General features: G+C 59.9%; 20 protein-coding genes. 7 read left to right on the forward strand and 13 right to left on the reverse strand.

Features of this window, described 5'->3' with window-relative positions; genetic code table 11:
- Window positions 1–78: 78 nt before the first annotated feature.
- From eutC to ACWHXT_RS14015, 9 genes are all read right to left on the reverse strand, one after another.
- Window positions 79–936: an ethanolamine ammonia-lyase subunit EutC gene (gene eutC, locus ACWHXT_RS13975; RefSeq protein WP_447956283.1), complete on the reverse strand. Its 858-nt coding sequence runs from the start codon at window positions 934–936 to the stop codon at window positions 79–81.
- Window positions 926–2,341: an ethanolamine ammonia-lyase subunit EutB gene (locus ACWHXT_RS13980; protein ID WP_447956284.1), complete on the reverse strand. Its 1,416-nt coding sequence runs from the start codon at window positions 2,339–2,341 to the stop codon at window positions 926–928. Before ACWHXT_RS13980 ends, eutC begins: the two co-directional genes overlap by 11 nt.
- Before the next feature lie 179 nt (window positions 2,342–2,520).
- Complete coding sequence (locus tag ACWHXT_RS13985; RefSeq protein WP_447956285.1) at window positions 2,521–5,337, reverse strand: bifunctional diguanylate cyclase/phosphodiesterase; 2,817 nt, start codon at window positions 5,335–5,337, stop codon at window positions 2,521–2,523.
- A gap of 360 nt (window positions 5,338–5,697) precedes the next feature.
- Window positions 5,698–7,008 (reverse strand): TRAP transporter large permease, encoded by a 1,311-nt coding sequence (locus tag ACWHXT_RS13990; protein ID WP_447956286.1) that lies wholly within the window; start codon window positions 7,006–7,008, stop codon window positions 5,698–5,700.
- The gene (locus ACWHXT_RS13995; RefSeq protein ID WP_447956287.1) at window positions 7,008–7,514 is read right to left on the reverse strand and encodes a TRAP transporter small permease; all 507 of its coding nucleotides are present in this window, start codon (window positions 7,512–7,514) and stop codon (window positions 7,008–7,010) included. The genes ACWHXT_RS13990 and ACWHXT_RS13995 overlap by 1 nt, the downstream gene beginning before the upstream one ends.
- Before the next feature lie 66 nt (window positions 7,515–7,580).
- Complete coding sequence (dctP, locus tag ACWHXT_RS14000; RefSeq protein WP_447956288.1) at window positions 7,581–8,579, reverse strand: TRAP transporter substrate-binding protein DctP; 999 nt, start codon at window positions 8,577–8,579, stop codon at window positions 7,581–7,583.
- Window positions 8,580–8,719: 140 nt separating this feature from the next.
- A complete protein-coding gene (leuD, locus tag ACWHXT_RS14005) occupies window positions 8,720–9,355 on the reverse strand; it encodes a 3-isopropylmalate dehydratase small subunit (RefSeq protein ID WP_447956289.1) in 636 nt (211 codons plus the stop codon).
- Window positions 9,352–10,785, reverse strand: coding sequence for a 3-isopropylmalate dehydratase large subunit (gene leuC / locus ACWHXT_RS14010; protein WP_447956290.1), 1,434 nt, complete (start codon window positions 10,783–10,785; stop codon window positions 9,352–9,354). Before leuC ends, leuD begins: the two co-directional genes overlap by 4 nt.
- 186 nt (window positions 10,786–10,971) lie before the next feature.
- Window positions 10,972–11,775: a GntR family transcriptional regulator gene (locus ACWHXT_RS14015; protein ID WP_447956291.1), complete on the reverse strand. Its 804-nt coding sequence runs from the start codon at window positions 11,773–11,775 to the stop codon at window positions 10,972–10,974.
- A 187-nt stretch (window positions 11,776–11,962) separates the two neighbouring features.
- Here ACWHXT_RS14015 and ACWHXT_RS14020 point away from each other — a divergent pair, with 187 nt between their 5' ends.
- The 7 genes from ACWHXT_RS14020 (at window position 11,963) to ACWHXT_RS14050 (ending at window position 18,831) form a co-directional block, all read left to right on the forward strand.
- On the forward strand, window positions 11,963–12,382 hold the full coding sequence (locus tag ACWHXT_RS14020) for a nuclear transport factor 2 family protein (RefSeq protein ID WP_447956292.1): 420 nt from the start codon (window positions 11,963–11,965) through the stop codon (window positions 12,380–12,382).
- Between the two features lie 52 nt (window positions 12,383–12,434).
- Complete coding sequence (locus tag ACWHXT_RS14025; protein WP_447956293.1) at window positions 12,435–13,328, forward strand: isocitrate lyase/PEP mutase family protein; 894 nt, start codon at window positions 12,435–12,437, stop codon at window positions 13,326–13,328.
- Window positions 13,329–13,376: 48 nt separating this feature from the next.
- Complete coding sequence (locus ACWHXT_RS14030) at window positions 13,377–14,042, forward strand: isochorismatase family protein (protein WP_447956294.1); 666 nt, start codon at window positions 13,377–13,379, stop codon at window positions 14,040–14,042.
- Window positions 14,043–14,057: 15 nt separating this feature from the next.
- Window positions 14,058–15,026, forward strand: a complete 969-nt coding sequence (locus tag ACWHXT_RS14035) for a polysaccharide deacetylase family protein (protein ID WP_447956295.1) — start codon at window positions 14,058–14,060, stop codon at window positions 15,024–15,026.
- 4 nt (window positions 15,027–15,030) lie between these two features.
- A complete protein-coding gene (locus ACWHXT_RS14040; protein ID WP_447956296.1) occupies window positions 15,031–15,963 on the forward strand; it encodes a polysaccharide deacetylase family protein in 933 nt (310 codons plus the stop codon).
- Complete coding sequence (locus ACWHXT_RS14045) at window positions 15,963–17,360, forward strand: FAD-dependent oxidoreductase (protein WP_447956297.1); 1,398 nt, start codon at window positions 15,963–15,965, stop codon at window positions 17,358–17,360. Before ACWHXT_RS14040 ends, ACWHXT_RS14045 begins: the two co-directional genes overlap by 1 nt.
- Window positions 17,361–17,715: 355 nt before the next feature.
- Entirely contained in the window at window positions 17,716–18,831 is a 1,116-nt protein-coding gene (locus ACWHXT_RS14050; RefSeq protein ID WP_447956298.1) for a metallophosphoesterase, read from the forward strand.
- A 362-nt stretch (window positions 18,832–19,193) separates the two neighbouring features.
- Here the strand turns inward: ACWHXT_RS14050 and ACWHXT_RS14055 are convergent, their stop codons facing one another.
- The 4 genes from ACWHXT_RS14055 to ACWHXT_RS14070 form a co-directional block, all read right to left on the reverse strand.
- Window positions 19,194–19,676 (reverse strand): hypothetical protein, encoded by a 483-nt coding sequence (locus tag ACWHXT_RS14055; protein ID WP_447956299.1) that lies wholly within the window; start codon window positions 19,674–19,676, stop codon window positions 19,194–19,196.
- Between the two features lie 71 nt (window positions 19,677–19,747).
- Complete coding sequence (locus ACWHXT_RS14060; RefSeq protein WP_447956300.1) at window positions 19,748–20,155, reverse strand: hypothetical protein; 408 nt, start codon at window positions 20,153–20,155, stop codon at window positions 19,748–19,750.
- A 10-nt stretch (window positions 20,156–20,165) separates the two neighbouring features.
- Complete coding sequence (locus tag ACWHXT_RS14065; protein WP_447956301.1) at window positions 20,166–21,515, reverse strand: hypothetical protein; 1,350 nt, start codon at window positions 21,513–21,515, stop codon at window positions 20,166–20,168.
- A gap of 7 nt (window positions 21,516–21,522) precedes the next feature.
- Window positions 21,523–22,635, reverse strand: coding sequence for a hypothetical protein (locus ACWHXT_RS14070; protein WP_447956302.1), 1,113 nt, complete (start codon window positions 22,633–22,635; stop codon window positions 21,523–21,525).
- Window positions 22,636–22,661: the final 26 nt, after the last annotated feature.

The raw sequence follows: 22,661 nt of genomic DNA on the forward strand, positions 1-22,661 counted from the left end.
TTCAAAGGGCCGCTCGAACTAAAGTGAAGGCGGCCGGAAATGCTTGTTAGCCTAGGCGATATGCCGGATAAAAAACAGTCAGTCGGCCACCAGAAAGTTACGTGTCGATCCGATGCCCTCGACCACGTCGTCTTCGCTGCGATCCTTGAGCTTCACACCGGAAAGCTTACGCTCGCGCGCCTCCTTCAACAGCAGCAACAGCTTTCGGGCAGCGCTTTTCATATCGAGCCCTGCCGGGCGCACGTTGGAGATACAGTTGCGCCGGTCGTCCTTGAGGCCCACTTCCGGCGCCCAGGTCATGTAGAGGCCCAGGCTATCCGGCGAGCTAAGCCCCGGGCGCTCGCCGATCATGACCAGCACGGCGTCGGCGTTCAAAAGCGCGCCGACCTCGTCGCCAATGGCGACCCGCCCCTGCTCGACGATGCTAAGCGGCGCGAGCGTCCAATCGAGCGCGTCTTCCTCGAACGCCTGGTAGAGCGCTTGTAAAAACGGCGCGCTGTTTTGCTGCACGGCCAGCGCCGAGAGACCATCGACGATCACCACGGCCAGGTCGGCGCGCTCGGTGGTGGCGTGCTCCTTGAGCCGCCCGTGGGAATCGTCGTCGAGCCGGCGGCCGTAGCCCGGGCGCTGTAGATACGTGGCCCGGTCCTCGGCGTGACTGTGCAGCGCTATCGGGGCGGTTTCGAGGGCGAGCGCCTCGGTCAATGTCTCGCTCAGTGCCTCTAGCGCTAGCGGGCAGTGCACCGCGTCCTGAGCCTGGGCGTGGGCCAGCTGGAATTCCAACAGCTTGCTGGTGGGCAGGCTCACCCCGGCCCGGCCAAGGCCGATGCGCGCGTCGGTAAAGGCGCGCAGCGTCTCCCAGGGGTTTTCGACGACGACCGGCTCGTGGCGCTGCGGGCTTTCGGTGGGCGTTCCAGGCGTTGGTTTATTGTTCATGGCGGGCCTTCCCGGGTAGATGGCGCAAGCTATTGGCAAAGGCGGCGGGCAAGGCCTCGCTCAGCCGGTGGGCGTCGATATCGCTGAAAATCTGCATGCGCGAAAGCCACTGTTCGAACTCCGGCGCGGCCTTGAGCCCGAGCGCCCGGCGGGCGTAGAGCGCATCGTGAAACGAGGTGGTCTGATAGTTGAGCATGATGTCATCAGAGCCTGGAATGCCCATCACGAAATTGCACCCGGCCACGCCCAGAAGCGTGAGCAGGTTGTCCATGTCGTTCTGGTCGGCCTGGGCGTGGTTGGTGTAGCAGACGTCGCACCCCATGGGCACGCCCAAAAGCTTGCCGCAGAAATGATCCTCGAGCCCGGCGCGGGTGATCTCTTTACCATCGAAGAGATACTCCGGGCCGATGAAGCCGACCACGGTATTGACCAGCAACGGGCTGAACTTGCGCGCCACGCCGTAGGCGCGCGCTTCGCAGGTTTGCTGATCCAGCCCATGGTGGGCGTCGGCGGAGAGGGAGCTGCCTTGACCGGTCTCGAAGTACATGACGTTGCGCCCCACCGTGCCGCGATTGAGCGACTGCGCCGCGGCTTCTGCCTCGGCAAGCGTTGCCAGATCGAAGCCGAAACTGCGATTGGTGGCTTCGGTGCCGCCGATGGACTGAAAGACCAGGTCCACCGGGGCGTTTTGCTCGATCGCTTCCAGCGTGTTGGTCACGTGGGTCAGCACGCAGGACTGGGTGGGGATCTCGTATTTTTGAATCACCTCGTCCATCAGGCGCATCAGCTTCACGCTTTGGGCGACGTTGTCGGTGGCCGGGTTGATGCCGATCACCGCGTCGCCACTGCCGTATAAAAGCCCGTCCAGAATACTCGCCGCGATGCCGGTCACGTCGTCGGTCGGGTGGTTGGGCTGAAGCCGCGTGGAGAGCCGTCCGGGCAAGCCGATGGTATTACGAAACGCGGTGGTTACATGGCACTTCTTGGCCACCAAAATCAGGTCCTGGTTGCGCATCAGCTTGCTCACCGCGGCGGCCATTTCCGGCGTGATACCGGCGCGCACGCGCTCCAGCACCTCGGGGGTGGCCTGGTCCGACAACAGCCAGTTGCGAAAATCGCCCACGGTCAAATGCTTGATGGGCGCAAAGGCGCTGACGTCGTGGTCGTCAATGATCAGCCGGGTGATTTCGTCGTCTTCATAAGCAATCAACGCCTCACTCAAAAACGTGGTGAGCGGAAGCTCCGCCAGGACCATCTGGGCAACCACGCGCTCCTCGGCGCTTTGTGCCATCACACCGGCCAGCCGGTCGCCGGCGCGCGCCGGAGTGGCCTTCGCCATCAGCTCGGCAAGGCTTTTAAAGCGGTAGCAGCGGCTACCCACTTGGGTGTGGTAGGTCCCGGCCATGGGGAGTCTCCTTCGCACTCGAGGGTCCTCGACACCTGGCACGCAACGACCAGCGGCCAGCATCGGAACCGTTTATTGGCTTTTCCCCACCTTAGCGCTAACCGCCCGCTTCGCCTATCAAGTTTCGGCAAATCCGGCGCCCTTCCCTGCGCCACGCGGCGAACCGGCGACGGCCCAACTCACGCCTGGCCCCCGAGCCAACGGCGGGCGAAATCCTCCGGAGGCAACGGCTGGTCGAAGTAGTAGCCCTGGCCCTGGATACAGCCCATGTCGATCAGCGGCTTGATCTGCGGCGGGCTCTCGATCCCTTCGGCGATCGTCTCCAGACCCAGGGTGTGGGCCATGGCGATAATGGTGGCAACGATCATTCGGTCGTTTTCGCTGGTGAGCATGTCGCGGATGAACGAGATGTCGATCTTGATCTTGTCCACGGCGAAGCGTTTCAAATAGGCAAGCGACGAGTAGCCGGTGCCGAAGTCGTCGATGGCCAGGCCCATGCCCTGCTCCTTGAAGTGGCGGGTCATCGCAACGGCCTCTTCGGGGTTGATCATGATGCCGCTTTCGGTCAGCTCCAGGCTCAGCGCGGACGGGGCGATCTGGTAGGTGCTGCAGTTTTCGAGCAGCGCATCGGCCAGGTCGCTGTCGTCGAACTGATCCGCCGCTATGTTGATCGCCAACTGCCCGCGAAACGTGAGCCCCTGCGCCTTCCAGTGGGCAAGATGCTGGCAGGCTTTTTCGATCACGCAGCGGCCCAGCGCTATCATCATGCCGCGCTCTTCGGCCAGCGGAATGAAAACCCCCGGCGAGATGCTGCCAAGCACGTCATCCTGCCAGCGGCATAGCGCCTCGGCACCGATCAGCTCGCCGGTTTGCATGTCCACCTGAGGCTGAAAGTGCAGACTCAGGGTTTTATCGGCGATCGCGGCGCTCAACCGTTTGGCCATGTCCAGCTTTTCGCGCATGACCTGCTCCATCCAGGGCTCGAAAAGGCGCGTATTGACCGGCTGCCGCTTGGCCTGATACATGGCGGTATCGGCGTACTTCAGAAGGCCCTGCGCGCTCGTCGCCTGCTCCGGAAACAGCGATATACCCACGCTTGCGCTGAGCTCCGCCGAGTGCTGTTCGACGACGATCGGGACTTCGAGCGCCTTTTGAAGCGACGCGGCAACGTCGTGAGCCGCCTGCTGGCCGGTGTCACGGCAGATGACGACGAACTCGTCGCTGCCCAGCCGCGCCAGGTAGTGTCGATCGCCGAGCACCGCCGCGAAACGCTGGGCCACTTCGCTGAGCACCATATCGCCCCCGTGGTGGCCAGCCGTGTCGTTCACCTCCTTAAAATGATCGAGCCCCAATAGCAGCAGCGCCAGCGGCCGAGGCGGCCTGGCCACAACGTACTGGGACAGCTGGCGAATGAAATCGGCGCGGTTGGGTAGCTGCGTGCCTTCATCCCGGTAGGCCAGCTCGCGGATACGGCTCTCGTCTTGCTGGCGGGAGAGCTCCGAGGCGACCCGGGCGGCAAATATCTGCAGTACTTCTCGGGCAATGTGGGTGTGCGTCAGCGCCTGCTCGTACATGACGCCGACGATACCGATCGGCTTGCCCTGGGCGTCATCCAGGCGGTGGCCGATATAGCCATTCACCCAATCGAGCGCGCCGTTGGCCTCGCGGGGCATGCGCACCGAAGCGCCTTCCAGCACGATACACTCGCGGTTCGCAATGACGTCCTCACACGGCACACCCGTCAGGCGATAGCGAAGCCCGGGCTGCTCCTCGCCGTTGACGTGAATCGATACCATCGTGGCGATATCGGGGTCCTCTTTGTCCAGCGTGGCGATAAACCCGACCTCTGCCGAGAGCGCGGTCGCCATGTGCACGGTCAGTTGCGACAAAAAGGCCTTGCCGTGGCCGGCGGACACCGCGGTGGCCACGTGGGTCACCGCGTGCTGAATGCACTGCTCGTTTTGGCGGCGCAGAAAATTGTCCAGCCCGAACGCGATATCGTTGGCCAGGTCGCCGAGGATCTTGAGCTCTTTTTCGGAAATGGCCGCGTCCTGGGCGTGATAACAACTCAGCACGCCCAGCGGAACATCACGAAACATCAGAGGCAGCGCAATAAACGCTTTGACGCCGAGGGCCAGCAGCGCCTCCTTGAGATTCTCGTTGACCCCGCCGGTGTTCGTAAGCTCACTCACCACCAGGGCGCGGCCCTGCTCGAACGCTTTTTGAGTGACGGTGTGGCTATAGCGTTTGATCATGAGTTGGCGCGGGCTGCACCAGGCGACTTCCTCGCCATCCCGGTCCGCCATGGCCGTGACGCTCAGCGAATCCGCGCGCTGCGTGGCGTCGGGCCGGCTGACCCAGGCCGCCGCATAGCCACCGGTGCCCACGGCCACATCGCAACAGCCTTGCATCAAGGCGGCCTCGGTTGGGGCATTGAACACCGCCTCGCCGCCTTCGCTTAAAAGCTGAAGCGCCCGGCGCTGGCGGTCGATATGCACTTTCGCGCTGGCCCCCGCCAATTGGCGCGAGAGCTCGACCCCCGCCAGGGAAGCCGCAATCCGCAGCGTATCGATAGCGAAATCCGGCAGGGTTAAAGGGGAGGAGTGAATGAGCGCTACGACGCCGAGCCAGTTGGCGTCGGCATCCAGCATGGGCACCCCCAAAAAGCCTTCGGCCGAGAGCGCCGCAAGATGCGGATCATCAGGAAACTGCTCACAGACACCCTGGCTTACCATGAATTCGCAACCGGGATTGATTTGGGCGCACACGGCCCCTTTGATGGAGTACGGTGCTTCACTTATCCACTGCCCGTTCGAGTAAAACGCCAGCGGCGATACGAAGCTCCCATGGGCATCGATACGGGCGATGAACACGTGATCGACATCGAGCAGCGACGCTAATGAAAACGTAAGGTGTTGAAAAAATTCTTCCCGGCCACTGCTGATTAAACTTCTTGATAACTGCTTTAAAACATCCGGTGCAGAGTCAGGAAACATGATATGAAGCGCCTTCAAATTGATCAGTTAACGGCATTTAAGCCCATGCCTTAAAACAACATTGTTCGCCTGCTCTATTTCGTCAATGTCGCGCCCCCTGAACGGCGGGTCTTGGGTAACAGTGTAACAACTCCCCTAATGTATCGGATTCCCCGCCGTTCAAATACCGCCCACCGTCGGATCGCCGCTACTCGGGTTTTGAGGTTTGGACGGTGATGCCCTGCGGCCAATGCCAAACTCGGTGCAAACGCCTTTGACTCAGGCGCTATGGGCCAAAAGGCGACCGGCCTTCGCTTTGCAAGTCGGTGAATAAAAAAGAGAGGCCCAAGGCCTCTCTTTTGGTTTTCTTCGCAGGGAAATTTACAGCAGCCGGGGCAGCCAGGTTGCAAGGCTTGGGAAAACGACCAGCAGCGCTACCAAGAGCATCGAGCAGAGAATATAGGGGATCGCCGCAGAATAAATCTCGCGCATGGTCGTGCCCGGCGGGGCAACGCCTTTCATGACGAAGAGCAAAAGCCCCAGCGGCGGCGTCGAGAAGCTGATCTCCAGCGCCAGCAGTACGACCACGCCAAACCAGATCAGATCGAACCCCAACGCCTGGGCGAGCGGGAAGAAGATAGGCACGGTGAGCATCATGATCGAGATCTGCTCCATGAAGGTGCCCAACACCAACAGCACCGCAAACATCGCGATCAGCATCAGAATCGGCGAGAGATCGAAGCTCGTGGCCCACTGAATGAGCCCGCCGGAGGCGCCGGAAAACCCCAGAAGCTGACTGAACGTGGCCGAACCGAATACGATCAAGTACGCCATCAGCGTGACCTTGAGCGCCCCGGTGACCGACTGCTTGAACGCCGTCCAGGTCATGCAGCGAAAGATAAAGCCCAGAATGATCACGCCCAGCGCACCGAAGGCCGCCGCCTCGGAGGGGGTGGCAAAGCCGACCAGCATGAGGGCGACGATAATCACCATCACGCTCAGCATGGGCAGGATATCGGTCACGATGAGCTTCAACTTGGCGCTCAAGGGGACCGGTTCCAGCTCGTAAGCGGGTGCCGCCAGCGGGTCACGCCTGGTCTGAATGAAAATGGTCGCCATGTAAAAGCCGGCAAGCGTCAGCCCCGGCAGGATGCCGGCAATCAGCAAAGCGCCAATATCGATTTTGGCAAGCGTGGCCAGCAGCACCGCCAGCGCCGAGGGTGGAATGATGATGGCAAGCCCGCCGGTACCCAGAATCGGGCCGATGGCCATTTTCTTTTTATAGCCGCGGCGCTCCATCTCCGGCACCAACAGCGAACCCATCAGCGCCGTGGAGCCCATGGACGAGCCGCTCAGGGTCGAAAATGCCGTTCCCCCGACGACGGTCACGTAGGAAAGCCGACCGGGCACCTTGCCCATGAGCTGGTCCACGGCGTTGAACATCCGCATACCAAGCCCCGTTCGAAAGAAAAGCTCCCCCATAAGCAAAAAAAGCGGAATCGGCACCAGATTGAAGCTCGAAAGCGCCCCGAAGCCGTTGTTGAGCATTTGCACGATGCCCGTCTGGCCGCCCATGAAGTGCCAGGCACCGATCACGTTAGCGGCCAAAAAGGCCAATGCGATGGGTGTGCCCACCGCCATGAAGAGAAGAATCAGCGAGAGCAGAAACGCCAGAGCCAGATACCATTCCATTATTCTTTAATCCCCGCTTCGCCGCTGTGAAGAATGTCCGGGCCGACCACGAAACGGCCGAACTCCACCGCCATCAGGGTAAAACTGACCGGAAAAACACTGGTGAGTATCCATTTGGGGACGAAGAACGCCCGTACGTCGTAGTCGCTGCGCTCGATATTGAGCAGGAAAAGATCCAGCCCCTTCCAGGCAAGCACCAGGCTCACCAGTACACACACCAACGCCACCGCCCTGCTTAGAATGTTCAGAAGCGGCGGCGGCAAAATGGAGGTGAGAAGCTCGATATGGACGTGGCCTTTCTGACGCACAAGCCAGGGAGCGCCCAGCAGCGTGAGATAGAACATGGCGTATTCAGTGGAGAGAAAAAACCACGCCGACGGTTGAAGGCCCAGGTTACGGATCACCACCGATAGCACCACCGCGACCATCAGCCATACCAGCATGATCGCGGCCAGCAGTGCCATTCCATTCAAAAGCCATAAGTAGCCGCGTTGTACAAAGCGCATAGAAGCCTCTGGGCAGTTGACGCTATACAAAAAGGCGCAGGCCAAAAAACCTGCGCCTTTTACCTATTACAGGTCGTTGAACTTTTCGATCAGCTCATCGAAATGCTCGAGCCCCATGGGGTGACGCTCCATCTGGCTGCGCATACGCGCCCAAGTGGCTTCGCGGGCGGCATCGGCGTAGCGCTTGGCGGCGTCGCCTTCCAGGGTGACGACGTCCATACCGTTGTCTTCGAGCTCGGTCTGCTGCTCGACGGCTAAATCGGCCAGGTGCTCGGCGCTTTCACGTTCGTGCTCGATCGCGACGTCCTGAAGAATTTCCTGGGCCTCCGGGCTTAGCTGATTCCATTTATCGAGGTTGACGATCACCCCCATGTCCGTCGAGAAGAACGCAGGGTCGATGCGGTAGTTCAAGAAGCTGTCCCAGTTGAGCTCCTGAAGCCCTATCTGGGTCCAGCCGGTCGCGTTGACGACGCTACGCTCGAGCGCCGAGTAGACATCGGTGGTGGGCAGGCTGATGGGCTGCGCGCCGAGGTAATCCTGGAAAAAGGCGTCATAAACGGGATTACTGCGAAGGCGTAGCCCGGAAATATCCAGGTTGCCTTCATCGTCCAGGCGTGGCTCTTCGAGGGTGTAAAGGTTGTAGCTCACGCCGCTATCGAACCAGCCCAGGTAATAAGTCCCCATCTTCGTTTGATGGATCTCGTTGAGCAGGTCGATTCCGCCGTTTTCCCGAGCATGAATGGCGTTGGTATTCGAGGCCACCATAGCGTCGCGCTCGGGCACCGTGCCGGCGTAAAAACTCGCCGCGGTATAGGCCATATCCACCACGCCGTTGCGTACCGCATCGGGCTGCTCGGAAAGGCCGATGACCTCGGGGCCACCGCGCACGTTGATCTGCACCACGCCTTCACCGCGCTCGTTGACCTTGTCCACGAACGCCAGAAAGCTTTGGGTATAGATCAGCGAGGGAGGAAAGGCGTGCACGGCGTTGATTTGATCAACGGCCAACGCCTGAGTCGAAGCAAGCGCCGTTAACACGCCAAGGGTGAGGGGTATTTTTTTCATTTGCTGTCTCCTGCACGAAGTTGTTTTGGGTAGCGCTTTTATAGGGATGCGCCCGGTCAAGCGTGCGTGGCGTTGTGGTGGTGAATGACATCACTCTTGTCTTTTTATCGTGTGTACGCGGGCGCCTACGCGCCCGTGTTTTAGCCTTTACCGATCAACGTGGACGTGGCCGGCTCGGGGTACGCCCAGGGAAACTGGCGGGCGTAGTGCCGGGAGAAGTCACTAATCGCGCTTTCGTGCTGGCGGGTCATGTCGATATCGTCCCAGCCGTTGAGCAGCTTTGTTCGCCATACCGGGTTGATGCTGAAACCGATTTCGACCTCATCGATACGGATGCGCTGCTCGGTCAGGTCGACCTGCACCGCTTTGATGTCACTAAGCGCCGCTAACAGGCGTTCGGCGTCGTCTTCTTCCACCACGGCGGGCAACAGGCCGTTATTCACCGCGTTGGAGGCGAAAATATCGCCAAAGCTTGGCGCAATAACGCAGCGAAAGCCGTAATCCACCAGTGCGTAGACCGCCGCTTCCCGGGACGAGCCCGCGCCGAAATTGCGCCGGCTCACCAGTATCTGTGCGGTGCTGGCTTGTGGCTGGTTCAAAATGAAGTCGGGGTCGAGCTCGCCTTGCGCGTCTCGACAGACGTCGTAGAGTAGAAACTGCCCGTACCCCACGCTTCGCGGCTCTTTCATGAAGCGCGCGGGAATCAGCTGGTCGGTATCCACGTTGGCGTAGGGCAGCGCTGCCCCCGGCGCCTTCAAAAGGTCGATTGGTGTCATGAGCGTGCTCCCTGGGCCGCATTTTCAGGCGTTGCCAACCGGCGCACATCCGCCAGATGCCCTTCGATAGCCGCAGCGGCGACCATGGCCGGCGACATCAGATGCGTTCGCGCCCCAGGGCCCTGGCGTCCCTTGAAGTTACGGTTGGTCGTCGAGGCGCAGCGCTCGCCGCTTGGCACGGTATCGCCATTCATGCCCACGCACATGGAGCATCCCGAGTGGCGCCATTCGAGTCCGGCGTCCAGAAAAACACGATCCAGACCTTCGGATTCCGCCTGCACTTTCACCTGCGTAGAACCTGGCGATACGATGCCGGGCACACGACTTTGACGGCCCTTGAGTACCGCCGCCGCCGCACGCAAGTCTTCGATACGCGCATTGGTACACGAGCCGATGAACACCCGGTCGATGACGATATCGGTGAGTTTCTGGCCAGGCTCGAGGCCCATATATTCAAGGCTTTCCCGCATCTGGCGCGTTCTGGCCGCATCATCCGCGCGGTCCGGGTCCGGAACATACTGGTCGATCGGCAGCGCTTCTTCCGGCGAGACGCCCCAAGTCACGGTAGGCGCTATCTCGCCGGCGTCGATCGTGATGTCCTGGTCGAACACGGCCTCCGGGTCACTTTTTAAAGTCGACCAATACGCGCAGGCCTGATCGAAAAGCTCACCCCTGGGGCTATACGGGCGGCCCTTGAGGTAGTCGAAAGTGGTCTGGTCCGGGGCGATCATGCCACAGCGCCCGCCTCCCTCGATGGAAAGGTTACAAAGGGTCAAGCGCGCCTCCATGGAGAGCGCGCGAACCGCTTCACCGGCGTACTCGATGGCGTAGCCCCGTGCGCCATCCGCGCCCAAGCGCGAAATCCAGGTCAAGGCGATATCCTTGGCCGTTACACCCGGGCAAAGGGTGCCCTCGAGAGTAATCCGCATGACCTTCGGCCGGGTTTGCCAAAGCGTTTGAGTGGCCAGTACGTGGGCGACTTCCGAGGCCCCGATACCAAAGGCGATACTGCCGAACGCGCCGTGGGTGGCGGTATGGCTATCGCCGCACACCATAATGAGACCTGGCTGGGTAAGCCCCTGCTCAGGACCCATAACGTGGACAATGCCTTGGCGTGGGTCATCGAGCCCGAAAAGCGTCACATCGTGTTTGGCGGTGTTGTCGGTCAGCTGCTCGATCATCGAGCGCACCTTGGGGTCGGCCACTTGGGCCAGGTGGCGCGACTGAGTAGGGACGTAGTGGTCGGCGATGCCGAAGGTCAGCGCGGGCTGGGCCACGGGGAGCTCACGCTCGCCCAACTTGTTGAAAGCGTGAAAGGAGCCTTCATGCACGAAGTGCCGGTCGATCCACAAAAGGCTTTGGCCGCTTTCACTGCGGTGCACTTCGTGGGCCCGCCACACCTTGTCGAATAGCGTTGTTGGGGTACTCATCACAGTCGCTTTCCCGGCCTGTGCCATCGAGTAGCACGTGTTATTGATTTGCGGGCCTTGCAATCGACGTTGCCCCGCTGCCTTTACCCCATACAACTAGCGCAGTCTTACAACACAGGTCAAATGTATTTTTTTATTTTTAAAATCTGTATTAAAAATAATACCTATATTTCGTAAAGCGACGGTTCAGGATTTTTCATCCGTTGGCATACCGCCAACGCGCGGCTCCCAGTAACGCGAGCTGTCGTCGCCGTTACGCTCCAGATCGATTTGAAAGCGGTAGCGGTCCGGGCGGTAGAACGCCTCCAGATGCTCGACGCCCTGGCCTTTTTCATCGAACACCACCCGCGTCAAGGCGATCAGCGGGGAGCCAACCGAGACCTCGAGGGCCTGGGCGATGTCGTGGCTGGCAAGCGTAGCCGAAATGGATTGCGAGGCGTGATCCACCTTGACGCCGCTGCGCTCCAGCAGCACGAACAAGGGCGTATTGGCCAGGTCCATTTCGTTGTAGTGCAGCGCAATGGCTTCGGGTACGTGGGTAATCAGGTACGAAAACGGGTTGTTATCGACCATCCGCACGCGTACCGAGCGCTGAGCCTTACTGCCCGGCGCCATCCCCAACCGCTCGCTGATCGGCTCGGGAGGCGGGGCGTAGCCAAATTCCAATAGCCGTACCTGGGAAGCCTCGCTCATTTTCTTCATGTTGGGCATCAGGTTGGACACACTGGCCGTCATCACGGTGGCATCCAACGGCTGTTCGAGCACCACGGTACCCACGCCCGCCTTACGCACGACCAGATCGCTTGCATGTAGCGCCTTGATGGCACGGCGCACGGTCACGCGCGAAACGCCGTGCTGCTCGGCTAGCCTGTTCTCGCCGGGCAACTTGCTGCCCGCCGGTAGCCGCCCGCTCAAGATGGCGTCTTTTAGTAGTAAATAGATCCGATGTGATTTCGTTCCCCCTACTACTGAGGTATGTGCCTCGCTCATCCCTTTTTCTCCCTACGGCTTAAAAAAATGCTCGCCCTACTTGACGCGGCCTACATAGTAGACATAAAAATGTATCAAATATAATACATTTTAATACTCTACCCCCACGGCCCACAAAGACATCTTAACCTTATGCTGGATCGACCAACGGCCCCCTAACACGCTATTAAACGTCAAGAGGTACACCATGGACAGTCAAGCGAGCGAGCGCCGCGGCGGCGATAAAACGCAGGTGCGCGCTTTTTTGAACGCCATGGAGGCGCGCGAGCTTGAAAGAGCGGGCCGCTACCTGGCGGATGACGTCGTCCTGCAGTTCCCGGGCGCACCGCCCATGCATTCCCTCGAAGAGGTCGTTGCCTGGGCGAGCAGTCGCTATCGCCGCGCACAGAAAACGCTTCATGCCATTGACCACTGCGTGACGTCGTTCGACTCCATCGTGATCTGCCATGGGGAGCTTGGCGTGGAGTGGCTGGATGGCACCGTTTCGAACGCAGTGCGCTTTATCGACCGCTTCGAGCTGAAGGACGGGCTGATTTGCCGCCAGGACGTCTGGAATGACCTGGCGCTTGCCCATAAAGAGCCCGCCCCTTCGGGCCCTTCTCGTTAGTGCGTTATGCCATTCAAGCGCGCGGCTATTCATCCTACATAAAGAGAGCCTTATGACACGCCGAGACACTGCTAACCACACACCTTCGCACCTCAAAACGCTGCTGACCGACCCCGAGATCGTGGTGGCCCCTGGCGTTTTCGACGCACTCGGTGCCTCGCTTGCCGAACAGGCCGGTTTCAACACGGTGTATCTTTCCGGCGCCAGCCTTGCCTATACCCAGCTGGGCCGCCCGGATATCGGCCTTTTGAGTATCACCGAGATCTGCACCGCGATGTCGCATATTCGTGAGCGGACCAACCTGTCGGTGGTCGTCGATTGCGACACCGGCTTTGGCAACGCCATGAACGTGATGCGAAGCGTAAGCCTTCTGGAGCGCGCCGGCGCCAACGCCATTCAACTCGAAGACCAGACCTACCCCAAACGCTGTGGCCACTTGAAGGGTAAAACCCTGGTGCCCAAGGGTGAAATGGTCGGGAAATTGCATGCAGCACTGGATGCCCGGGAAAGCGACAACACCTTGATCATCGGGCGTACCGATGCGCTGGGCGTAGAAGGCACCGACAGCGCCATCGAGCGTGCCCAGGCTTATTTCGAGGCCGGTGTGGATATGCTGTTCATCGAAGGGATTCGCAGCGACGAGGATATCCAGAAAATCATGGCGCAGTTCAAGGGCAAGATCCCCATCATGGCCAACATGGTGGAAGGCGGCGACACGCCGCTGCAAAACGCCCAGGCACTGCAGGCGCTTGGCTTTTCGCTGGTGATTTTCCCCGGCGCGCTGGTACGGGCGATCACCCATATGGCAAGCCGCTTTTTCGCCACGCTGAAAGAAGACGGCACCACGGATGGCTTTCGCGACCAGATGCTCGATTTCAAACAGCTCAACGACTACCTGGGCACCCAACAGATGCTCGAGCTGGGCGAGCAGTACGACAATCATTAGCGTCTCGCAGAAGACGCTTGGCTCACCATAAAATCACAGGAGACGACGATGCAGACGACCGATAAGACGGCCAAAGAGATTTTTCACGAGGTGATGGCCAACCCCCAGCGGGTGCCGTTCGGGTTTGGCAACAAGGCCGTTTTGGTCAACGTCGACCCGCAAAAGGCTTACACCCGTACGGATCTTTTCAAAACCGCCTACGAGACCGACCCGAGACAGCTCGAGTATACCAACCAGCTGGCCCGCGGCTTTCGGGAAAAGGGCTGGCCGGTGGTCTGGACCCACGTCGCGTTCATGGACTCCGCCGAGGACGCCGGCGTGTGGGGGACGCGCACCGATACACCGGACTCGCTGCAGAACATCAAGTACGGCTCCGAGCGCGCCGAGTTCGACGAGCGCGTCGAGATCGACCAGGGGCGCGATGTGATCTACACCAAGCGGATGCCCTCGGCGTTTTTCGAGACGCCGCTGCAGTCGCTTTTGGTGTGGCATCAGGTCGACACGGTGATCATCACCGGCGGCTCGACTTCTGGCTGCATTCGCGCCACCGCCGTGGAGAGCCTCTCGCGCGGCTACCGCACCATCGTGCCCGAGGAGTGCGTGGCGGATAAACACGAAAGCTACCACTACGCCAACCTGACCGATCTTCATCTGAAGTACGCCGATGTGATGCCCGTGGCCGACGTGCTGGCGTGGCTTGAGGGTAAAAGTTAAGGAAAGGAGCTAGCGATGAAAGAGCCCGTCAAGAAAGAGTCTCTAGGCGTTTACGACTACTGGGCCTATGACCAACGCCCTAAAATCACCTGGCCCGGCGGCGCGAAGGTCGCCTTCTGGGTCGCGCCCAATATCGAGTACTACGAGCTGGACCCGCCGCAAAATCCCAGCCGCAAACCCTGGCCACACCCGCACCCGGCAGTGCCCGGCTTCAGCATTCGCGACTACGGCAACCGCGTGGGCCACCAGCGCCAAATGGCCCTGCTGGACAAGTACGGGATACGCGGCTCGGTGTCGCTTTCGACGGCGCTTTGCGAACACCACCCGGAAATCATCCGTATGTGCCAGGAGCGCGACTGGGAGTTCTTCAGCCACGGCATTTACAACACGCGCTACACCTATGGCCTGAGCGAAGCCCAGGAGCGCGCCATGATCCGCGACAGCATGGAAACCATCCACCGCCATACCGGCCAAGCCTGCGCCGGGTATCTCGCGCCAGCGCTCTCGCACTCCGAGCGCACGCTGGACCTGTTCGCTGAGGTCGGCGAGGAGCTTTTCGGAAGCCACGGCGGGCTCTACACCTGCGATCTGTTCCACGATGACCAGCCTACGCCGGTGCGCGTGCGCTCGAATAAACGCTTCATCTCCATGCCCTACTCGATGGAGATGAACGACACCATCGCCTACGCGGTGAACAAGGTGGAGCCGCGCCAGTACGCCACCATGCTCAAGCGCCACTTCGATCGCCTCTACCTGGAGGGCGCCGAGTCCGGCACGGTGATGTGCATCCCCACCCACAACTACCAGGTGAGCTGCCCGCACCGTATCAAGGCGTTCGAAGAGGCGCTCGAGTACATCACCGGCCATCCGGACGTATGGGTGGCCACCGGGCGCGAAATCGCGGACTACTACCTGGCCCACTATTATGACGCCGCGCTCGACAGCATCGCGGCTCAGGCTGTCACTGCCGGCAAGGAGGGGTAACCCCATGGCGCTCAACGATGACTACCTCGACTACCCCTTGCGCCGCCACGGCTACGACCACGACCGCTATGACTGGTCGATGCTCAGCGAGCGCCCCAAGCTCACTTGGCCAAACGGCAAGACACTCGCGGTGTGGATCAATATCTCGCTGCAGTTTTATCCACTTGACCAGCGCGGTGAGCCCTTCAAGGTCCCCAACGGCATGACCATGCCCTACCCGGACCTGCGCCATTTTTCGCTGCGCGACTACGGCAACCGGGTGGGCATCTATCGCGTGCTCAAGGCCCTCGAGCAATACGGTATCACCCCCACCTTTGCGATCAACGCCCAGCTCGCCGAGCAGACGCCGTATCTGGTTAAACGCCTTCAAGAACACGGTGGCGAGTTCATCGCCCACGGCTGGAACATGGACCACCTTCACTACGGCGGCCAGCCCATCGAAGAGGAAGCCGAGCTGGTCAAGCGCAGCGTCGAGACCCTGCGCCGCGTCACCGGCCAGAACGTTCGTGGCTGGCTAAGCCCCGCCAAACACCAAAGCTTCAACACCCCGGATTTATTGGCCGAGAACGGTATCACCTACTGCGCCGACTGGGTCAACGACGACCTGCCCTACCCCTGCCACACCAACACGGGCAGCCTAACCATGATGCCCCTTTCCACCGAGATCGAGGATCAGTTCGTAATGAGCCAGAACCTGCACTCGGAAGATGCCTGGGTGACCCAAGTCAAGGATGCCTTCGACTTCCTGCTCGAAGAGTCGCGCCAGCAGGGCGGGCGCCTTTTCGCCTTGAACCTTCACCCCTGGCTTGTGGGCCAGCCCCACCGCATTGCCTGCCTGGAAGAGGTGCTTGCGCATATTAGCGGCCACGACGAGGTATGGCAGGCCCCGGCGGGCGAGATTCTGGATGCTTTCAATGCCCCGAGGGAGTCAGCCTAATGGCAATTATTCCCTGTACTCAGGCCGATGCGTTTGACGCTCACCTGCCGCTGTTGATCATTGGCGCCGGCGCGTGTGGACTGGTCGCGGCCCTCGCCGCGCAAGAGGCCGGTATCGAGCTTGCCGTGCTGGAGCGCGACGCGCTACCACGCGGCAGCACCGCGATGTCCTCGGGCTTCATTCCCGCGGCCAACACCCGGTTTCAAAAAGCGCGGGGCGTCAGCGACACGCCCGCCGCCATGGCCGACGACATTCAGCGTAAAAACGGCTTTGAGGCGGACCCGGCCATCGTGGAGCTACTGGCGAGCCAATCCGGGCCGGTGATCGAGTGGCTGGCCGAGCAACACCGCCTGCCCTTCGAGCTGGTGGAAGGCTTTTTATACCCCGGCCATACCCACCTGCGCATGCATGCCACGCCCCGGCGAACCGGGGAAGAGCTGATGGGGGCGCTGCTAGGCGCGGCCGAGGCCGCCGGGATCGATATTCTCACCCAGGCGCGAGTGGTCGATCTACACGTGGATGACACCCGGCGAGTGCGCGGCGTGACCCTCGAGCGCCCGGACGGCAGCCTGGAAAGCATTGGCTGCGATGCGTTGATCCTGGCCTGCAACGGCTACGGCGGTAACCCGGAGCTGGTGAATCGCTATATTCCCTCGCTGAAGGACGCGCTCTACTACGGCCACGAGGGCAACCAGGGCGACGCCCTCCTTTGGGGCCAAGCGCTGGGCGCCAGCACCAAAGACCTGGCCGCCTGCCAGGGCCACGGCTCGCTTGCCACGCCGCACCAGACGCTGATCAGCTGGGCGGTGATGATGCAGGGGGGCGTTCAGGTCAACGTCGAAGGGGCGCGTTTTTCCAACGAACACGGCGGCTACTCGGAGCAGGCCGCCAGGGTGCTGGCCCAGCCGGAAAAGATTGCCTGGAACCTGTTCGACGAGCGCATTCACCATACGGTAACGGCGTTCGAGGATTATCGTAATGCGTTTGAAGCCGGCGCCGTACGCCGTTTCGAAAATCTGGCCGACATGGCCGCCGGATTGAAACTCCCCCAAGCGGCGCTGGAGACGACGCTGGCCGAGATGACGCAGCACGCCGCCGAGCAAACGGCGGATACGTTTGGCCGCCATTTCGAACCGGCTACCCTACTGACGCCCCCCTACTACGCCATTCGCGTAACCGGCGCGCTGTTTCATACCCAGGGCGGACTCGAGATCGACCCGCAGGCGCGGGTGCTGGACCTACAGGGCCAGGCGCTGCCCAACCTGTTCGCGGCCGGCGGCGCTGCCCGCGGCGTATCGGGCTCCAATGACAGGGGCTATCTTTCCGGTAACGGCCTTTTGAGTGCTGTAGTACTGGGCGCTGTGGCGGGTAAAAGCGCGACCGCATTGCTCAAATGAAAATGCTGCTCGTTGGATTGCACCCTTGAGAGAGCGTTTTAAATGCCAACCAGGCGCTGAAAGCCCCTTTTCAGCGCCGGAATATTTTAACCCCTCTCTTTATTTTTACAGCAACACATAAAAACAATGGTCGCTCGACAGGCGGACGAAGGCGCCTGGCGCCGTGGGTTTTGCGGAAGTGACCAACGCCGACATTGCGCGTGATATCGTTGTCGTCTTTCCATCCTGGCGGGTGATGGCCAATGAGCTGGCCTACGGCGCTAACCGGCCAAGGGGCACGGCGCCTGGCGGCTTTTCCAGCTCAGCCCTTCTCCTGGACCGTGCCTTGCGTTTCTTTACCCAACGAGAGCCTTCGATGTTTCATTTTGCCGTTTCGCTACCCTGCCTGATCGTAATCATTCGCTTCATTGCGCCACTGGGCTGGCCGCTGTGGGTCAAGCTGGCGTTGAGCGTGTTGCTGCTGGCGGTGTCGCAGCATCACCTGCTGACCCAACTAGCCTTCGGCAGTATGTTTTCACCGGAAGTGCCGCGCGCGGTCGTACTGGCCGTCAATACGCTGTTCGGCGCCATGATTTTTCTGGCGCTGATGCTGCTGGTCACCGACGCCGTTACCGCGCTGCTGGCGCTGGCTAAAGGACACCTGCTCGCTATCCCCGCCGCGCTTCGCTATACGCTGGCCGCCCTCGCCCTTGGCGTTGCCGCCTTCGGCGTTAGCCAGGCGGCAAGGGTGCCACCGCTCAAGGATGTCGAGATCGCGATCCCCGGGCTGCCCGACGCTTTCGAGGGTTACCAGATCGCTCACCTGACCGATCTACACATCAGCCGGCTGTTCGAGCGGCCCTGGGTCGAGGAGGTAGTGGCGCAGACCAACGCCCTGGGCGCCGATGTCGTTCTGATTACCGGGGATTTGATCGATGGCCAGCTGGCGGCGCGCCGCGAGGATGTCGCCCCGCTCGCCGGGCTTTCGGCGCCGGACGGCGTGATCGTAAGCCCGGGGAACCACGAATACTATTTCGGCGTCGAGCAGTGGCTTTCGCACTATCAGACGCTGGGTATGCAGATACTCGCCAACCAGCACACCGTTATCGAACGCGACGGGGCCGCACTGGTGATAGCGGGAGTGACGGACGCCGCCGCCACCGGGCGCGGGCGCCCGGGGCCGGATTTAGCCCAGGCGCTGGAAGGAGCCCCGCCGGAGGCGGCGGTGATTTTACTCGACCACCAGCCGCGCAACGCCGCCAGGGCCGCCGCGCAAGGCGTTGACCTACAGCTCTCAGGGCACACGCACGGCGGCATGATTGTGGGGCTCGATCGGATCGTCGCCCGCGCCAACAACGGCTTCGTATCCGGGCGTTATGAGGTCGATGGCATGACGCTTTATCTGAATAACGGCACCGCGCTGTGGCCGGGTTTCGCCCTGCGTTTGGGCAAACCTTCCGAGCTTACGCGGATTACGCTGCGCCAGGAGTAAGCCAGACTTTTTGTACGCGCAAAGGGGATACTTTTTCGTCGAACACAGTCGATCGCATCCATTGCGCTTCAAGCGATCACGAGCCACCATCAACGGCGCTTCTTCCCTCAAGTCCAGCCCGACGTCGAGGCAGCAGCGCTAGAGACGGGGTCTTTATCTACTTGGCGCTCGGTGAAGGAGACACCCTGATCAATACACAAGGAATACTGCCGGTCGCAAGAACCGGGATAGACCCGCTAGCATAGCCCAAATCGACCCGTTGCCTTTTTCATATCTTCGACGTACGTCTTGAGAGTCATCTTTGCCTTATCGCTTGCCAGCGCCCGGGCCTTTGACTCATAAATTTTTCAAGGCACTACCATTTAGCCGTAAAGTCGCTCGAGTTCTTCAAACAACCCTTCGAGCCCCTGACGCTGCTCAGCATGCGCTTCAGGGTATTCACTCTTCGGAGTAAATGCATTTTCTGCCATTTCATCCCATTCCAGAACACGCTCAATGGTGGCTTTCCAGATAGCCGGTTCGCCGCCCAGGTATTCATTGATCTGTTCCCCAACCACTGAGTGAAGAGAAGCAAACAGCGCAGGGTCACCTGAGGGCGGTAAGTCGGGACGAGCGGTTAGGTGAATTCGATACCTGAGCTGACCTGCATAGAACCAGAAAGCGGCCTCTTCTTTATCGCCCCTGGAGAAGAGTTCAGCGGCATACTGGTAATATTCAGCCGGGTGTGAGCTTGATGCATCGCCAGGGGCAAACGTTGTGTCGGTGACAGTATCCGAGAAAACGGGGGGTGATAAGAAGGCCATAGTGATGACCATTAAAAAGCAAAGCGTTGTAATTCGTTTCATTTTATCCGTGCCCTTTTTGTAAATTTCAAGATAGATCCCATTACGCTCAACCTGGCGGCCTGTTGGTGCTATTACCTATCGGTATGCCGAGGCAACAACGCCAGAAAGAGCGGCTGTATCTCCCTGGCGTTCGATGAAGAAGAGAACATGATCAAAACGCAAGGCAGGATCACGGCCACGAGCGCAGGCATGGGCACCATGTTAAAGAAATAGCCGATCGCGACCGCGAAACTGGCCAGACCTGCAAGCGTGACCCAGATGGATCCCTTGCCTGTGGTTTTTTCAATGCGCTCGACATGCTCCTCGAATGCCGCCTTCTGTTCTTCATTGAGGGGTAATTCCGCATGGCACTTGGGACACACCACTGGTTTGCCTTCCTGTAGTGCTTTGGTCTGTTTCCAGTTGGCCGGCCATTTATGATGGCACCCCTGGCACGTTAGAACGGCAAGGGTACCCATTGGCCACTTCATTTCTGTCATGACACGATCCTTACTGATGGTAATCCGAAACTGGCTGGGCGTTGCTTCTGAAGGGAAACGAAGGGTAGGCCTTTTGGCGGGCCGCGGGCACCGCGACGCCAAAGTGTTGGGCGATATCACCCATTTCGATGAATTTCTCGCCACGCAAGTAAGCTGCCCGTAATAGCTCGCTTAGCTCGGTGACTTCTTTCGACGGGGTAGCCCACCGGGATTTCGGCAAGGGTTTCGACCACTCGGCCAGCCAGTCATGAGGCACGGCTTTCGGCAGAATGTGTTTCATGCGGTATTCGGTGTACCAGTGGGCAAAGCGGGCGTGTTCCCACAGCCGCTTGCGACGGAAGCGCCGCCAGCGGGCCTTGTCATTGGTGCGTTCGCACTCGGCCTTTTCACGGGCCACGTAAGCGTCGTACCACTCGACGCCCCACTCACGGGCGGCAGGTGTGATGGCCTCGCCACCTTCTTCCATAAAGCGGCGGATGTACTCCCACTGGGACAGCGCCCCCGGTAGCCCGCCCACGCTGACGATGATGCCCGCCCCCGGTAGCGTATAACCGGGGCGCTCCGGGTCCGGGGGCAGCAGTGCAAAGTTCCAGCCAAAACCGGTGATGGCCCCCGGGCCCAGGCTCGGGTTGAAACCACACACCGCAATCACGTCTTCCCAGGGCACCAGCACCGTGCGGCGCTCGCGTTTGCAGAGTCGGCAGATGAGATCGTAAAGGGGAGGATAAACGAAGAAAAAGGTAAACCCGCCGACATGCATCAGCATAAAGCCGAAGGGAAAACTCTCACGAGCACCGCGCAGCCACTCGCCTATTTCAATGAGGCCCATGAAGCCAGAAATATTCACAGCAAAGCTAGCCGCCGACGCTAACCAAAGATTGTGAGGGGCGGGCAGCCAGAAACGACCTGGTGGATCGACCACAAAGGCCACTTCTCGACGCTGACGATTCAAACGGATGGGCGGCATACGCTTAAATAGCGTATTGAGCCAAAGAATCGCAAGGGTAAAGACAAATAGAAAACCTGTATACAGCCCCCCACCCCATACTGCAAATGCTAACTCTTGCATCGTATTTTTCATAAGAGTAGCCAAAACAAGTATCAAGCAAAAACCACTCATAAATAGCGTTAAACCACTTAGCATATGTCCCGCCGTCATCATGCTATCCGGGCTGGCACCTTGGCGGATATCCATGGTGGCGTCATCGTGGCGCGCATTGACATGCGCCACATCCACGGCGTATTCGCTATTCACCGGTAGCGGCAAGGGGCTTAAGCAGTATTGCTCGCCCCCGGCGCGGCTTTCCCGTTCTCCTGCGCACATGGGGGGCAGAGCAGAGCGAATATTCGTCTTGAACATAGTGACCTTATGCGGTGATACCCTGACGTCGATAAGCGTCGGCGAACACCATTTCAATCGGCAAGGCCGGGTCTTGCTCGCGAATACGCTTGACCTCTTTGGACAATCTTACCAACTCATCGCTTGGTTTGACCCACTGTTCTTCGGGCAGTGGTTTCGACCATTCAATCATCTCAGGCGGCAGCAGGTTAGGGCGCGCCTTGCTCAAGCGGCGGTTGTCCCACTCGGTCAAATAGCCCGGCAGATTCCAAAGCTGAATAATGTCCATCGCGTACCAGGCGCCCCAGTAGAGCCAGCCGATCTCGCCGCTGGCACGGCGTTCATTCATTCGCTGGCGCGCCCGGCGCAGGGTATGTACGCCTTCCCAGGGGGGATCGTTTTCTTCGCGCGCGGTTAGCGGGTCCTGTATTTCAGCCTGAGTATTGACCTCATACTCCATGTAGGCACGTACAGCTTCCCATTGGCTGATCGCCAGCGGTTTGGCGAAGGTCATGAACTCGATTTTTAGCCAATGCCCCGTTTCAGGATGCGCGTAGCCCATGCCTACGCCAAACTGTTGCTGCACACCGTACTGAGTAACGCCACGCGCCTCGACTACCCAGGCCATGAGGGACTCCCAGGGCACAATGACTGTTTCTTTTGTTTCTTCTACTACAAAACAAACTTCGCGGCGTTGGCGGTGAAAGCGAACGGGGGGTGCATTGCGTAAGCGCCTAAGCACTGTCCAGTGGCCTGAGTACATTATTAAAAAAACTGCGCCTCCTCCCGCTAAACCTACCCAAAATCCATATGTATAGTTACCTAAAATAAAATCAAATGAAGCGTCAGGTAGCAGCAGCCAAAAAACAGTTGGGAAAACTAACGAAGATAATAAAAATAATCCAAAAGCCGCCCCGGTCAGCAGTTGCCAGCCAAAAACATCCATGTATCCACCGCCTACATCCAGGCACGTCTCATTAAGGCTACTAATCGAACCATTTAAATCCAGTGCCTGATGACCAGTGGGCAACGGTTTAGGGGAAAGATAGGTAATACGCCCCCCAGGGAGGGATTGGGTCTCTCCTGGCTGATGAGGCTGATGAGTATCTGGCTGTGGCAGCTCCGGTGCCTTTAAACTCATTGTTTATATCCTGATTTTCCGCCATG

It is taken from the genome of Vreelandella halophytica, assembly GCF_968193635.1.